At 64.4% G+C, this 14,581-nt stretch carries 10 protein-coding genes and 1 pseudogene; 3 read left to right on the top strand and 8 right to left on the bottom strand.

Going from position 1 to position 14,581, the window contains the following annotated elements; all coding sequences use genetic code 11:
* Nucleotides 1-67 precede the first annotated feature (67 nt).
* Nucleotides 68-1,144, bottom strand: coding sequence for a BMP family ABC transporter substrate-binding protein (locus J9315_RS04915; RefSeq protein ID WP_249121030.1), 1,077 nt, complete (start codon nt 1,142-1,144; stop codon nt 68-70).
* Nucleotides 1,145-1,431: 287 nt separating this feature from the next.
* Between J9315_RS04915 and J9315_RS04910 the strand changes: the two are divergent.
* Together J9315_RS04910 and J9315_RS04905 are read left to right on the top strand one after the other, a co-directional pair.
* Nucleotides 1,432-2,739: pseudogene (locus J9315_RS04910) on the top strand (ABC-F family ATP-binding cassette domain-containing protein); the annotation flags it as partial.
* A gap of 146 nt (nt 2,740-2,885) precedes the next feature.
* Nucleotides 2,886-4,694, top strand: a complete 1,809-nt coding sequence (locus J9315_RS04905) for an ABC-F family ATP-binding cassette domain-containing protein (RefSeq protein WP_119297048.1) — start codon at nt 2,886-2,888, stop codon at nt 4,692-4,694.
* A gap of 90 nt (nt 4,695-4,784) precedes the next feature.
* On the opposite strand, the gene J9315_RS04900 is transcribed toward J9315_RS04905, so the two are convergent.
* Both J9315_RS04900 and J9315_RS04895 read right to left on the bottom strand, forming a co-directional pair.
* A complete protein-coding gene (locus J9315_RS04900; RefSeq protein WP_119297042.1) occupies nt 4,785-5,021 on the bottom strand; it encodes a hypothetical protein in 237 nt (78 codons plus the stop codon).
* A 9-nt stretch (nt 5,022-5,030) separates the two neighbouring features.
* A complete protein-coding gene (locus J9315_RS04895; RefSeq protein WP_119297043.1) occupies nt 5,031-5,396 on the bottom strand; it encodes a sulfate permease in 366 nt (121 codons plus the stop codon).
* Between the two features lie 209 nt (nt 5,397-5,605).
* On the opposite strand from J9315_RS04895, the gene J9315_RS04890 reads away from it, so the two are divergent.
* On the top strand, nt 5,606-6,619 hold the full coding sequence (locus J9315_RS04890) for a DNA-processing protein DprA (RefSeq protein ID WP_225984160.1): 1,014 nt from the start codon (nt 5,606-5,608) through the stop codon (nt 6,617-6,619).
* A gap of 113 nt (nt 6,620-6,732) precedes the next feature.
* On the opposite strand, the gene J9315_RS04885 is transcribed toward J9315_RS04890, so the two are convergent.
* The 5 genes from J9315_RS04885 to J9315_RS04865 all read right to left on the bottom strand — a co-directional run bounded on the left by J9315_RS04885 (nt 6,733) and on the right by J9315_RS04865 (nt 14,100).
* Entirely contained in the window at nt 6,733-8,874 is a 2,142-nt protein-coding gene (locus tag J9315_RS04885) for a DEAD/DEAH box helicase (RefSeq protein WP_119297044.1), read from the bottom strand.
* Nucleotides 8,850-9,734, bottom strand: a complete 885-nt coding sequence (locus J9315_RS04880; RefSeq protein ID WP_119297045.1) for a DUF1837 domain-containing protein — start codon at nt 9,732-9,734, stop codon at nt 8,850-8,852. The genes J9315_RS04885 and J9315_RS04880 overlap by 25 nt, the downstream gene beginning before the upstream one ends.
* A 162-nt stretch (nt 9,735-9,896) precedes the next feature.
* A complete protein-coding gene (gene mobF / locus J9315_RS04875; RefSeq protein WP_162909124.1) occupies nt 9,897-13,454 on the bottom strand; it encodes a MobF family relaxase in 3,558 nt (1,185 codons plus the stop codon).
* A gap of 59 nt (nt 13,455-13,513) precedes the next feature.
* The gene (locus J9315_RS04870) at nt 13,514-13,846 is read right to left on the bottom strand and encodes a hypothetical protein (RefSeq protein ID WP_124108932.1); all 333 of its coding nucleotides are present in this window, start codon (nt 13,844-13,846) and stop codon (nt 13,514-13,516) included.
* Complete coding sequence (locus J9315_RS04865) at nt 13,843-14,100, bottom strand: hypothetical protein (RefSeq protein WP_006214177.1); 258 nt, start codon at nt 14,098-14,100, stop codon at nt 13,843-13,845. The genes J9315_RS04870 and J9315_RS04865 overlap by 4 nt, the downstream gene beginning before the upstream one ends.
* Between the last annotated feature and the right edge of the window lie 481 nt (nt 14,101-14,581).

Below are 14,581 nucleotides of genomic sequence, written 5' to 3'. Positions count from 1 at the left end.
AGCACTCCTCACAAACTTGAAAACTGCAGGGCCGAAAGATTTCGACCCTGCAGTTTAACCCAGGTGATTATTTGGGCGAGTTCTCCGACTCGACCGTGATGGTGCCGTCGATGATCTGCTTCTTCAGCTCCTCGACCTTCGTCTTGACGTCCTCGGGGACCTCGCCGTCGAAGTCGTGGTAGGGAGCCAGTCCCACACCTTCGTTCTCGAGCGTGCCGACGTAGGGTTCGGAGGTGAAGTTGCCGTCGACGCCCTGCTTGACGGTGTCCTCGACGGCGTTGGCGATCTCCTTGACCACCGAGGTGAGGATGATGTCACCGTATTCCGTCGAGTTGTAGCCGTCGGTGTCGACCCAGACGAGCTTGACGTCGCCGGCTTCCTTCGCTGCGGCCGCGGCACCGAGGCCGACGGGACCGGCGACGGGCATGACGACGTCGGCGCCCTGGGAGATCAGCTGCTTCGTCAGCTCCTGGCCCTGACCCTGGTTCTCGAAGTCACCGGAGAACGATCCCTGCTGGCTGTCCTTGTTCCAGCCGAGGAGTTCGACGTTCTTGCCGTTGTCGTCGTTGAACTTCTGCACGCCGTCGGCGAAGCCGTCCATGAAGACGGTGACCGACGGGATCTGGATGCCGCCGAACGTGCCGACCTTGCCGGACTTCGACATCGCTGCCGAGACGTAGCCGGCGAGGTACGCGGCCTCGGCGGTGTTGAAGACGAGCGGCTTGGCATTGTCGATCTCGACCGGGTTGCCGTCGGGGTCGGAGAACGTCGAGTCGATGAGGGCGAAGTTGAGGTCGGGGTTCGCCTCGGCGGCGGTCTGGATCGCATCCTCGAGGAGGAAGCCGACGCCGAAGGTGAGGTTGCAGCCCTGCTGGACCATGTTGTCGACGTTCGGGGTGAAGTCCGCGTCGCCCTGGGATTCGGCGAGGCTCTCCTGAATGCCGAGGCTGTCCTTGGCCTTCGTCAGTCCCTCACGGCCCGACTGGTTGAACGACTGGTCGTCCCAGCCGCCGGAGTCGGAGACCATGCAGGCGAGGTAGTCCCCGCCGGCACTGGAGTCGCTGCCGCTGCCGCCGGAGCCGCAGGCGGAGAGCACGAGGGCGGATGCGGCGATCATCGACACCGCTGATGCGAGCTTTTTCAAGGTCTACTCTTTTCTCGAAGGACCAACACTGGCGTCGGCGGTGGACCGCCGGCCGACTCATCGCGAATCTGTGAGACGACTGGGCGATCGGTCACATTTCGATGAGTTTTCGGCCAGTCTAATGCACGTGAGCCACGTCTCCCGCGCGCGTAGCACGCGAATCCGCGACACCGATATGAAAACGCAATCAACAGTCACAGTTGCAGTGCGTCCGACAGGGGCCGCTGTGCCGCCTCACGGGCCGATCACGGTAGGGCATGCCCCGGTGCTCTAGGCTGGTGGGCGTTATGGCACATCTTCTCGGGGCCGAAGCCCTGCACCTCGAATTTCCCACGCGCATCGTCTTCGATTCGGTCACCCTCGGCGTCGACACCGGGGACATGATCGGCATCGTCGGGCGCAACGGCGACGGCAAATCCTCGCTGCTCGGGATGCTCGCCGGCACGATCACCCCCGACTCCGGGCGCGTCACCTACCGCGGGGGCCTGCGGCTGGGAATGCTCACCCAGCGCGACGAGCTCGACGACGAGGCGACCGTGGGATTCTCCGTCGTCGGCGACAAGGCCGACTACGAGTGGGCCGGGGACGCGAAGATCCGCGACATCATCTCAGGCCTCATCGCCGACCTGCCCTGGGAGGCGCGGATCGGCAGCCTCTCCGGCGGTCAACGGCGGCGCGTGGCCCTCGCGGCCCTCCTCGTCGAGGACTGGGACCTCATCATCCTCGACGAGCCGACGAACCACCTCGACGTCGACGGCATCGCCTGGCTGGCACGGCATCTGAGGAACCGGTGGCCGAAGAACTCCGGTGCCCTCCTCCTCGTCACCCACGATCGGTGGTTCCTCGACGAGGTGTGCACGAAGACGTGGGAGGTCCACGACCGGATCGTCGAGCCCTTCGAAGGCGGGTACGCCGCCTACGTGCTCCAACGCGTCGAACGCGACCGGATCGCCGCGGCCACCGAGGCGAAGCGGCAGAACCTCATGCGCAAGGAGCTCGCGTGGCTGCGCCGCGGGGCTCCCGCCCGGACGTCGAAGCCGAAGTTCCGCATCGAGGCGGCCAATCAGCTCATCGCCGACGTGCCCGAGGTCCGCAATCCCATCGAGCTGAAGAAGATGGCGACGGCCAGGCTCGGCAAGGACGTCGTCGACCTCGAAGGTGTGTCCGTCCACTTCGGTGACCGGGACGTCCTCGACGACGTCACGTGGCGCATCGGTCCCGGCGAGCGCACGGGCATCCTCGGTCCCAACGGCGCCGGGAAGTCGACGCTGCTCGGGCTCGTCGCCGGCACGCTCGAACCGACCGCGGGGCGAGTCAAACGCGGCAAGACCGTCAAAGTCGGCGTGCTCGATCAGCAGTTCGCCGATCTCGCCCGGATCGGCGGCAGGCGAGTGCGCGAGGTCCTCGCCGAAGCGAAGACGACGTTCACGATCGAGGGCAGGGACTTCACCCCGGCCCAGCTGCTCGAGCGCTTGGGGTTCGCCACGGAGCACCTCTCGGCCCGGGTCGACGACCTCTCCGGGGGCCAGAAGCGCCGCTTGCAGCTCCTCATGCTCCTGATGTCCGAACCCAATGTCATCATCCTCGACGAACCCAACAATTCGATGGGTTGTTCGTTCCGGACACCTCGATTCTACCGTCGTGGCAGGGCAACGTCACGCCCTGATGCTCGACGTCGGCTCCTTGGGAGACGGTATGGCGTGCCGTGTCGCACCGCGCCGGTCGGGAGGGGTGGTCGCTGATGGCTACACCGCTTCTGGGGGCCGAAGGGCTGCACTTGGAGTACCCGACGCGGGTGGTCTTCGACTCGCTCTCGGTCGGGATCGAGGAGGGCGACCGGATCGGGATCGTCGGTCGCAACGGTGACGGCAAGTCGAGCCTGCTGGGGATGCTCTCGGGGCAGATCGAGCCGCAGGCGGGTCGGGTGACCCGGCGCGGCGGCGTGCGGTTCGGCGTGCTCGGTCAGAGTGACGACCTCGATCCGGAGGCCACGGTCGGGTACTCGATCGCCGGCGACGCGCCGGAGCATGAGTGGGCCAGCGATGCCCGCATCCGCGATGTGATCGGCGGGCTGGTCTCGGATATCTCCTGGGATGCGGTGATCGGCCGACTCAGCGGAGGGCAACGGCGGCGCGTGGCCCTCGCCGCCTTGTTGGTGGGTGACTACGAGCTCATCGCGCTAGATGAGCCTACGAACCATCTTGATGTGGAGGGTATCGCTTGGCTGGCTGAGCACATGAAGCGACGCTGGCCCAAGAACAGCGGCGGACTGCTGGTCATCACGCACGATCGCTGGTTCCTCGATGAGGTCTGCACCGAGACGTGGGAGGTGCACGACGGCACGGTCGAGCCGTTCGAGGGCGGCTACGCCGCCTACGTGCTCCAGCGGGTCGAGCGAGATCGGATGGCCGCTGCGGCCGAGAGCAAGCGGCAGAACCTGATGCGCAAGGAGCTGGCGTGGCTGCGGCGAGGCGCTCCGGCGCGCACGTCGAAGCCGAAGTTCCGGATCGACGCGGCCAACGAGCTGATCGCTGACGTGCCGCCGGTGCGCAACCCCATCGAGTTGCAGCGGGTCGCTGTCGCACGTTTGGGCAAGCAGGTCGTGGACCTGGAAGACGCGAGCGTGAGCTTCGGGGACCGGACGATCCTCGATGACGTGACCTGGCGGATCGCCCCTGGTGAGCGCACCGGCATCTTGGGCGCGAACGGTGCGGGCAAGTCGACGCTGCTCGGACTGATCTGCGGCACCCTGGAGCCGACCGAGGGACGGGTCAAGCGGGGTAAGACGGTGCAGGTCGGCATCCTCGATCAGCAGTTCTCCCAGCTCGCCGATATCGGCGGTGACCGGGTGCGCGAGGTCCTGGCCCGCACCAAGACCACGTTCCAGATCGACGGGAAAGACCTCACCCCGGCGCAGCTGCTGGAACGGCTCGGCTTCGCCCGCGAACACCTCTCGGCACGCGTCGATGACCTCTCCGGCGGGCAGAAGCGGCGGCTGCAGCTGCTGATGCTGCTGCTCAGTGAGCCGAACTTGCTGCTACTAGACGAGCCTACGAACGACGTTGATGCGGACATGCTCGCCGCGTTGGAAGACCTACTGGACTCCTGGCCGGGCACGCTGATCGTGGTCTCGCACGACCGCTACCTGCTGGAGCGGGTCACGGACCAGCAGTACGCCATCTTGGACGACGGGCTGCGGCATGTGCCGGGCGGGGTGGATGAGTACCTGCGGCTGCGAGCCGCGCAGGAGCAGCAGGCCGTGACCCCGTCGCCGATGAGCGCCCAGGCCGCCGAACAGAAACCATCGTCGCCTTCGTCTTCGGAGTTGTCGGGTGCGGAGCGCCGGGCGGTGCAGAAGGAGATCGGCGCGATCGAACGCCGGCTGGAGAAGCTGTCGGGAAGCATCGACCGCATCCATCAGCGTCTCGCCGACCACGATCAGAGCGACTACGGGGGCCTGCAAGGCCATACCGATGAGCTGCGCGAGGCGGAGGGCGAGGTCGCCGAGCTCGAAGAGCGGTGGCTGGAGCTGTCCGAGTCGATCAGCTGACGGGCCAGGGCTCCCGCCCCGCAGACAGAGGTTCGCGCCTGCCGCTTCGTGAGCGACAGGCGCGAATGCTGATCCCGATGACCGGGGTGATCAGGCCTGCGGCGGTCTGTGCTCGTTTCTTGTTTCGGCGGGGGTGGGTTCTCGGTAGGTCTCGGGAACCTCTTCGGCGCGACGACTGGCTCGTGATTCTCCGATCTCCTGCAACGTGAGACGGATCAGCATCTCCGACAGCTTGTGCAGATCGGGTGGTTCGCGATGCACCGCCCTGATAGAGAAATGTCGTTCGTCGTACCGACGCCGCGAGGTCTTCTTCACGTACTTACCCATCGTGCACTCCTACGCCGAGACCGTCGGTTCGGCGATAACGTGCTCCCGAGAGTTACGCTCCGTGCGCCGCTCGGTGTGCTCGTGGATGCGCACGCGGGCAAGCAGAACCAGGCTGACGGGGCCGATCCAGAGCAACTTGAGCCCCGACCAGATCGCGACCAGCACGATGAGGTTGAGCCAGCCCGGCCCGCCGTCACGGATGATGACGGTCAGTAGGCTCGCGGCGTAGAGGTACGGGATCGCGAGCAGCATCGCCGGGATGCCCCACTTGAGGCCGCGACGGGTGCGGACCTTGTCGAGCACGATGTTGGTCGGCATCCGGCGGCGCATGAAGACGCGGATATGGATGCTGGCGAACCAGATGAGTCGGAACATGATGCCTCCAAGCACGCAACTGTGATGAGGCAGTACGTGTGGAGTGTCCCGAAGGACGGCCCCAAAAGGGGGCCTACATGGTGAGGGGCGAATCTGCCTCTGTGCTTCTCACTCTACGCCGCGCGTACGACGCGCGGTAGCCCCCGCGGGCCGTGCTCGGTCGCTGGCGGTGCACCTTGCCGGTGACCGTCTGGGAAGGGACACAGATCATGGCGAAGCTGGCAGAGCAGGCGAAGGGTGAGCGGCAGGCACGGATGATGCTGTCGATGATCGCCGAGCCTGACGACGCGGCCACCGGCCGCATCCTGCACCGACTCGGCGGGGTCGAGACGCTCCGGCTGCTCGAAGACGACCAGGCCGCGGTGCCGGAGATGAACCGCGCCGATGCGATCGCCTGGCTCAACCGCGTCGCCCCGCGCATTGAGGGCGACATCTCGGCACGAGTTGCGGAGGCGGAACGAGCCGGTATGTCCACGCTCATCCCGACCGATACGGACTGGCCGCACGCGCTCAACGACCTCGGCTCCCGCGCCCCGTACCTGCTGTGGACACGCGGGGCGACCTCCTTCCTCGCAGGCGCTCTCACGGATCGGGTCACGATGACCGGCTCCCGGGCGGCCAGCGAGTACGGCGTCCAGGTCGCCGGGCATCTCGCCGGAGACCTGGCCCAACAGGAGCGCACCATCGTCGCCGGCGGCGCCTACGGCATCGACGCCGCAGCACACCGGTCGGCACTCGCCGACGGTGGAGGCACGATCGCGGTACTGGCCGGCGGCATTGACCGTCCCTACCCGCGCGGGAACTCGGACCTGCTGGCCCGGATCGGCGATCTGGGGGTGCTGGCCAGCGAGGCTCCTCCGGGGGCGACGCCGACCCGGTGGCGGTTCATGGCCCGCGCCCGTCTGCTGGGTGCGCTCTCGGGCGCGACGGTGATCCCAGAGGCAGGCTTCCGGTCGGGATCGCTGCTGGTGGCAACAGAAGCCCACCGGCATAGCCGCGCCGTCGGAGCGGTCCCCGGCCCGGTCACGTCGGCGGCGAGTGCGGGTCCGCATGAGCTCATCAAGCGCGGACGCGCCGAGATCATCACCGATACCGCGGACGTGACCGCCCTGCTGGATTCGCTGGATGATCCAGGCCGGCTGCTGAACCGCCAGGCAGCCTATCGGCCGTTCGAGACTCAGGAGCCCGCTTCTTTCGGGTTGCCGACAATTCGTCAGTTCTAGGATCGCCACGCTGAAAACGTCGAGACCACACGGGCGAGAAGCCGTCTCTGTGGAGCGCAGTCATCCCGGCAGAGGTGCCCTTCACTCGGTTGATGGGTTGAGTGCAGCGGAAACTAAATCGTTGCCACTACTTCTCCGAGAAGCGAACGTTCAAAACTAGTAAGCGGTATTCTCTCTGTGCCACGCAACGCCTGAATTGCTTCAAGCATCTCATCGAGACTTCGGGAGTTCCCAAGTCCGCGTACCAACTGTCGCGATATCTCAAGAGGCAGGCCGTACTCCTCCAACGTAGTGAGATGCGGAGCGGAGAACATGCTCTCAACTCGGGCCGCGAAACCGTCGAATGACCCAGATTCCAATCCGCGCTCCTCAAGAATCTCGCTCACGACTACATCGAGCGCCCTCAACGCAGTGGGAAAATTGTGGTCTAGCCAGTACCGCACGAAATCGAACGCCGCCTCAATCTTCTCGTCAACGCTGGAAGATTGATCATGTTCGTTCTCAACAAACCCCGCGATAATGTCCTTCATTCGGCCTTCAACGAGAGACGCTTGATTGACTTGATAAGCGAGTTGCTGCGCGCTGTATGCGCCGTGCCCACGATGATACGAAGGAGGAATGTAGTTCCATATCAGTTCGCAGACTGCCCGAAGCTCCGCCCATTTTGGGTAGGAAGTAGACCACTGCAGCGGCTGAAGCCGTGACGTGGGCAGCGTGCGAATATGCTTCGCAAGCTCGGTTGCAGCTTCCGGTTCCACACCCTTTATCGAGCGCAGAACCTTCAGGCTAAGGCCCGACTCTTCTAATACAGGTGACACCCGCTCCCTGGTCTCGTCGCTCCAATCTCCTTCGTCGATCTGCACGAGTAGTGAACTCGGGGCAATATCGCTTTGGCTGACTCCAGGAATGTCAATCTCGGGAAACTCTCTCGTCGGGGCATCATGAAAGAGCACGATCTCACCCACGAAATGCTTAAACATTCTGCCAACACGGCCACGTATGTTGGCGAATGTGAAGTAGTTGTATGCCCTATTAGCAACTTTGCGATCAAGAATTATGATGCGTTTTGCTCGGGTATTGACTCCTTCGATCAGAGAGTTCGTGCAGACAAGCGTGTCAAGATCACCGTCTTCGAATCCCTGTACCATCTTTTGTGCGAGCCAACGAGGAAGGCGTCCATGATGCACACCCACTCCACGTCGCAGCGCTCTTGAGACAATCCAATCCGGATGGTAGTTCTCTTCGATCCACTCGGCTACTTCCGGTAAGCCCCGACTAACGGTCGCGCCACTTGACCGCTGTTCGATCAGCGCTTCCAAAACCTTTCGCGTCTTTGCTGGGCTTTGGCAATATACCAATGTGGGGTCACAGGACGAACCAATCAGTTCGGCTACTATCGCGAGGCGTTCTTCGTCGTTTGAAGCCTTGAGTTTTCTGGTGTCAGCAGCAACGGTGGAGAAATCAGTTCTGATGAAAGAAGCACGAAGGTTAGAAGGGAGGACTGATGCGAGGCCCTCCACGACTGGACCCGCAAAGTAAAACTGGGCGCCAGTCTTAGCGAGTCGCAAGAATGCCTGATTCAACATTGATGCGCGTTGTTCTAGAGTGCCTTCGCTCTCCTCCGCAAGCTTGTAGAACTCGTCAATGAAGAAGAAATCAACCGCAGGGAGTTGAGGAACCGCGAGCAACCGCTCCTGTGTCATGACCAGGATGTTGCGTTCACTCAACTCCTGGTTCGGGTGGGTGACAATCTTGTACTCACGAAATTGGGAGAGGCGTCGGCGGGTCTCATCCAGAAGTGCGATTGTAGGAACCACGAGTACCAGGTTCTTGTACCTGCCAGTTTGAACTAGTGCATCTATAACCACACTCTTTCCAAAGCTGGTTGGCGCCGAGAGAATTACATTCTCTCCTTCAACCAGGCGGTGAAATACTTGAGACTGAATGCGGTGGAAGACGGTCTCAGAGGCTGGGTTGGGTCGGTTCATTTCCATGATGACCGCATCCCGAAGAGAGTCATGGTCTGCACCTTGAACGGCATAGGGGTACAGTCCGTGCAGCATTGCTAAACTTCGAAGGATTTCGCCCTCGGGTCCCGTCCTACTGATTTTCTCAAGCGCTCGAATTACAAGATCCGTGCTTTCAGATCCGATGCCATTAATTGAAGTGAAAGCAGCAATATCGGATAGGATCTCAAACGCGTCGTCAACCTCACCGCGTAGCAGAGATGTCAGTTCTGCGTGAGAGCCTGCCATGCTTTCAACCTCCCATCGAAAGCGGACGTGAGTTCGGCCTTGGTGTCCATTGGGAAGAAAAACACGTGTGCCCTGATCTGACGAGGAAGTGTCCAGTTCTCGTACCTGTCTCGCAGACTCTTCCAGTTGTTCATGACCTCGGTTCGTAGATCAGCGAGGTACTCCTCAGTGCTCTCCTTGTGCCTGCCCGCAGCTTCGCTGTCATAGGAAATGAAGATAGGAACTACGACACTCTTGAATGTTCTGTCCAACGAGGTCTTTCGAGACAACAGCGCGGTGATCTTGTCCCGGTGAGGATAGTCGTCAGGAATCTTGTCGGTTATGGCGGCAAATTCGTACCGCAGGTAGTCGCGACTGAGATGTAGCTTCAGCTCATCATATATTGCGCTGGCTGCACCGTAGCTGTCTTTATAGAGCTTCGATTCGCCAAGCCAGAGTTCCAGTTCCCCGGAGGCTCCTGTATCGACAATGTGGGCACAGTCGAAACCTTTGACAGTGTCGTTGGCAGCGTCTTTGAAGTAGATCCGGGATATAAGTCTCGAACTTCCATAGAACTTGCGCAGAATCATGTGAAGGAGGAGTTCACCAATTTCTCCTCTTCTCTCAAAGTCAATGGTGGCGTAGACACGACTGAGAGCCTTCCCGAGCAGTGCTGTGCCAGTAGCGTGGTTGTACCCTTCCAGTTCTTGCGTAGGAAGAATCCAATCTGCTGCCCAATTGATCAGATCGACGCTGAGGTCATCGGAGCGCCATGTTCCATCTTCGAAACCGGCGCAAAACGTTGCAGATGGTAAGAGACTGTCGGTGTGATCTACGACGAGTTCAAGGATCGTCTCAGGAACTGGGAGCTTCGTAGCCATTGCCGACAGTTACCTCCGTGGATAGCTGAAGACGCTCAACGGAGGTGCCCATGAGGTCGAAGTTGCTGTCATAGCTACGCGTGCCGCAGCCATGCGGTTGAGTCACATCCTATCCTCTTCGGCTGTAGCCAAGAGGTCCTCTGGCGTGAGTGTCACCAGATGTCACAGGGATCGTTCTTGCCTCCTGACGCTGACAGAACGTTGGGCGACAGAGTCTCCGGTCTGAGGAGTATCCGCAGCTACCCGACGTATGGCTGCCGCTGCGCGGGCGCGGTCAATCTTCTGCGCCGCGCTCTGGGGTGCCGGGCCGAGTGGGGTGTCGTCGCTGATTTGATAGCGGTCGCGGTAGGCCGCGATGGTCCGGGCGTCACGTCGCCAGCGTGCCTGTTCGCGGTCACCGGACGGCGGGTCACCGAGCGGCTGGGTCCACGGTTCGCCGGTCTGGCGGGCGGTGTCGAGGATCGCGTCGGCGCGGGTCTCGATCAGCTCTCGTCGCTCGGTCAAGGCCTGGAGCATGTCTGCCGCGATCGGGCCCTGCACGTGCGGGATGAGGCCGGCGATCAGCCGCGGGGTCTTCCTCATGCGCCCCGACCCGGCCGGCTGGGCGGTGGCGCGTGCGAGACGGTAATGCATGACCTTGGCGATGTCCTCGGCGTCATCGAAGCCGCGAGCAGCCACCAGGCGCGGGAAGAGCGTATCGACGTCGTGGTGGTTGGCCTCGGCGCGGCGCAGCTCGGCAGTCAGCGCTCCGAACGCGACCGAGCCCAGCGTGGCGTCGGCCTGTTCTTCGGTCAGGCCCGAGTCGCGGATGAGGGCGGCCCAGCGGTCGTGTTGGGCGGCTGCGGCGATGGTTTCGTACTCGGCGGCGAGCTGGGCGATCGAGCCCCACTGGTCCTGCTCGGCGGTGATCGTCTCGTGCGCGGAGAGCTCGGCTCCCGAGTGCTGCAGCACTCCGTAGAGGACCGAGCGGCCGGTGGCTTCCTCGTTGTCCGAGGGGTGCGGTGCGGCGTGGTCGTCGGGGCGGTCGAGGACGACGTAGGCGTGGTTGGACTCGCGGCCGCGGGTCATCGCGACGTAGACGTTCTCACGGGTCGAGGACGGCTCGACCAGCACATGCGCGGTATCGACGGTGATGCCCTGCGCCCTATGCGCAGTGACGGCGTATCCCAGATCGACGTGCTCGGCCACGTAGTCGGCCGGCAGCACGATCGACCCGAACCTGCGGCCGGGCTTGCGGATCGTGATCGACCCGTCATCGCGCACGTCGGTGACCTGCCACCGCGCGCCGTTGCGCACCCATCCCCGGCCCGTGCCGGTGCGCAGGCGTCGATCGTTGCGGCGGGTGATGACCGTGTCCCCGACGCCAGCGGACGTGCCCTCGGCCAGTGCGACCTCCCGGCCGGGTTTGATCTTCCCGGCCAGGATGAGATCGGCGCGGGCCCTCGCGTTGAGCGCGGTCACGTCTTCACGGGTCTCGGCGATCAGCACCGAGGCCCGTCTGGCGTCGCGGTCGGCACGCCAAGCGGTGTAGGCGGCATCGATCATGTCCTCGGCATCGCCGTCGCTGATGCGGCCGTGACCTGCGTAGGTGTCGATCACGCGGGTGCGGCCGTGGCGCAGATCGAGGGAGGCGGTCTTCTCCCATTCGTGGACGAAGCGGTGCACGTCCACGAGCTCGGGGGCGTCGTCGCGGTCGGCCACGAGCATCCCGAAGCTCCCGCCCGCATCGACGGATTGGAGCTGTCCGTAGTCGCCGACCAGCAGCACTTTCGCGCCCGTCTCGGCTGCGAGGCCGGTGATGCGCTCCAGCGACAGAGTGCCCGCGAGGCTGGCTTCGTCGATGATGACGAGCTGCCCGGCCTGGAACGTCTCCCCGCGGAGAAGGTGGTTCTGCCACCACTTCGCCGTGTTCTCGGTCGCGATCCCGAGATCATCGCCGAGGACCTGCGCCGCCACGGCAGAGGGAGCCAGCCCGACCACGGTCCCGTGGCCGTGCTGCTTCTCCCATGCCCGCCGCAATGCCGACATGGCGGTGGTCTTCCCGGCACCTGCCGGGCCGACCAGCACGTCGAGAACACGGCCGGAGACCGCGATCTGGGTGAGCGCTGCGGCCTGGTCGTCGCCGAGCAGGCGCCCTTCCTGGTCGGGCTTCGCGGTGATCTTCTCGACCGTCTCGACCTCGACGGTCGGGCCGGTCAGGGTGCGGGAGCGTTCCAGGAGACGGTCTTCGGCCTCCAGCAGCACCGTGGAGGAGAACACGGTCGAGTGGCGGGGCCGGAACACGCTGGTGCCGTCTGGGCGGCGGAACGCGGCCGGGCTGGTGGCGAGCTCGGGCGGCGTCAGCCGCAGTGAGGCCTGCTCGGCGGCATCGGCGATCATCCCCACGATCGCCTCCCGGTCGCTGGCGGTCGCGAATCGCCATGCCATCGACTGCCGGCTCGCTTCGGAGTGCAGGTTCCATCGCCGCCAGGTCGAGCGTTTCTCGCCGACGACCTCGACCACCGCCTGCCCGAGCTCGGAGATCACCTCCAATGGCACATCATCTGCCCGCAACGGCCGCACCTGCTGCGCCTCGGCGAGAAGGCTGCCGGCCCAGCCGGTCGCGTCCTCACCCAGCAGTTGGCCGGCCCGGTCGCGCCAGCCAGCGGTCAGGTCGGCCAGGGAATGGACCTGCTTCTCGGGCCGGGTGGCGAGAGTGGCCTGGGCGCGCAGGCGCACGATCGTCCGTGCGGAGGGCCGGCGGCCGTGCTCGGCGGTGTAGGCGGCGATGAGCCGGTCGGTTTCGGCGTCGATATCGCGGGCGCGGGAGGAGAACTCCTCGACCAGCTCCTCGCTGACCCCGGTGATCTCCCACGCCGGGTTGCGGTCCCGGCCCCGATCCCGTGCCTCCCACTCCACGCCGAGCGTGCCGGTGAGGCGGTCGGCCAGGACCGCGTTGTAATGCTCCGAGAGCGCGACGACCGCCGCGTGCATCGGGCGGCCATCCAGTGACCGCCATCGTCCGTCCAACGCGGTCTGGACCTTGTTGGAGATCACGACGTGAGTGTGCAGCTGCGGGTCCCCGGAGCGGCTGTCGTAGTGATCGAAGGCCGTGGCGATCAGTCCGGTCACGTCGACCTGGGCGACCGCGCCGTCGGCGGCGGTGTAGCCGGTGCGGGTCGCGGCGACCTCGCGCTCCATGAAGTTCACGACCTCGGCGATCGCCTCGTGATGCGCCTGGGCGATCAGGGCCTGCGTGCCGGCGTCGGCCACGCCCCACAGCACGGAGACGGACTTCGGCACCGAGAACGTGTAGTCGAACCCCGCGACCGCACGGCGGTTGCCCCGCTCGATCTCCTCGGCCTCGATCTGGCTGATCTGCTCGGCACGCTCACCCATCCCCAGGCCGGGGTCGAGGTCGGCGGCGCGCTTCTCGATCCGGTCGGCGACCGAGACGTACCGTGGGAAGGCCCGCCCGAGCGGGTCGCCGCTGACGGGATCGCGGCCCATCCCGATCAGCAACTGCAACTGCGACTCCGAGACCTCATCGCCGAGAGCGATCCGCCCGTCTCCGAGGCCGCGAAGGGCCGACCCGATCCAAGTGCCCGGTGGTGTTCCCTCTTCCGTGTAATACCTGGTCAACGGGGTCGAGAGGGAGCGGTCGCCGTCGGCGGCGGCGATCGTGCGCATCAGGTACTTGTACCCGTCGCCCGCGCTCATCACCCGCATCGAGACCGTCATGCAGACCAGGTGGACAGACTCACCACGGCATCGGTGTGAGCCTCAATGCCGGAGGTTGGCTACAGGGCCGGCCCGTCGTCGGACGGGCCGCGCCGCCGGGGAGCCTGCACGGTGGGCTCGAAGGTCGAGCGAAAGGGGTTCGGGAGCTGTCGGCGTGTTGCACTGGGGTTGCGCAACTGGTCGATCTCGCGCCGTTGCGCCTGGAGTTGCTCGTTCAGACCGTCCATGCTTGTGCGCAACTCGGCGAGCTGCTCGCTGATCTTCGCGTTGGCTTCGGTCAGGTAGTGCATGATCGCGGCCTCGTAGCGCTCGGCATCAGAGGGTTGCAGCTCCGCGTTCACCACAACGAACTCAGCGAGAGCAAACGATCCGTTCCCGGCGGCCTCACTCATGCGACGGGAGGCCATGCGGGAGAACATTGCCGTGCGAGCGGCCCAAGGGGGAACTCGCCACCGTAGATGTCGCCGAAGGCTTCCTGGATGAGCTGGACCGTCTCCGGAGTGAGCAGCAACGGGTTCTCGCTCTCGATGACGGAGGCCATCGCCATGCAGCTCTCAGCAACCGCGTGGTGCGAGGCAGTCCTGCCCTTGATCTCCTGCGTGAGGTTCGGAGGCTCCAGCTCGTGCGGCTTCTGCTTCGTGAACACGTTCCAGAGATCGACTCCCGTGCGCTCATGGTAGGCGCCGTAACGACGTAGATCGTCAGCGATCTTGCCTCGCTCAGCTCCGTGATCGCGAGCTCCACCCGTTCCACCATGACCTGTCTCCTGTCCCTTCGCTCGGCCCGCCGCGGGGCCTGTCGATCTCCAGGTGACCGCGCGATCCCGCCGCCGCGAAGCCTTGTCAACCTGGGTTGACACCTTGATCTGCAAGAGGTGTGGACCAACTCTGAGCGGTAGGTGATCAGGCTGGCGACGAGAGAACGCCGAGCCAAAAATTATGCCGTGGGAAGCCCGGTAAGGGTCGCGCAGGTGACAGGGAGGTGAGTGGGAAGCGCTGGAGAAGTTCGGCGCCGGAGACGGACTCGCTTACCTGGCAGCAACCAGACCGGTAGGGCAGGCAACCGCTCAGCACCGGGAAAGCCAATCACCCGGAGCAACTTGTGTCTGCACGTCGCACTTCCCCCCG

Origin of the sequence: Brevibacterium sp. W7.2 (assembly GCF_018137945.1) — a bacterium.
In the GTDB taxonomy this organism is placed as follows: Bacteria; Actinomycetota; Actinomycetes; order Actinomycetales; family Brevibacteriaceae; genus Brevibacterium; species Brevibacterium sanguinis.
The sequence above is the reverse complement of the archived record's forward strand: the minus strand, read 5'-3'. Positions and strand labels throughout refer to the sequence as shown.

What these genes read in the sequence shown, in the direction of transcription:
- J9315_RS04880 (WP_119297045.1), bottom strand. Translation starts at nt 9,734, where the DNA reads ATGGCTACGAAGCTCCCAGTTCCTGAGACGATCCTTGAACTCGTCGTA.
- J9315_RS04905 (WP_119297048.1), top strand. Translation starts at nt 2,886, where the DNA reads ATGGCTACACCGCTTCTGGGGGCCGAAGGGCTGCACTTGGAGTACCCG.
- mobF (WP_162909124.1), bottom strand. Translation starts at nt 13,454, where the DNA reads ATGACGGTCTCGATGCGGGTGATGAGCGCGGGCGACGGGTACAAGTAC.
- J9315_RS04895 (WP_119297043.1), bottom strand. Translation starts at nt 5,396, where the DNA reads ATGTTCCGACTCATCTGGTTCGCCAGCATCCATATCCGCGTCTTCATG.
- J9315_RS04885 (WP_119297044.1), bottom strand. Translation starts at nt 8,874, where the DNA reads ATGGCAGGCTCTCACGCAGAACTGACATCTCTGCTACGCGGTGAGGTT.
- J9315_RS04890 (WP_225984160.1), top strand. Translation starts at nt 5,606, where the DNA reads ATGGCGAAGCTGGCAGAGCAGGCGAAGGGTGAGCGGCAGGCACGGATG.
- J9315_RS04900 (WP_119297042.1), bottom strand. Translation starts at nt 5,021, where the DNA reads ATGGGTAAGTACGTGAAGAAGACCTCGCGGCGTCGGTACGACGAACGA.
- J9315_RS04870 (WP_124108932.1), bottom strand. Translation starts at nt 13,846, where the DNA reads ATGAGTGAGGCCGCCGGGAACGGATCGTTTGCTCTCGCTGAGTTCGTT.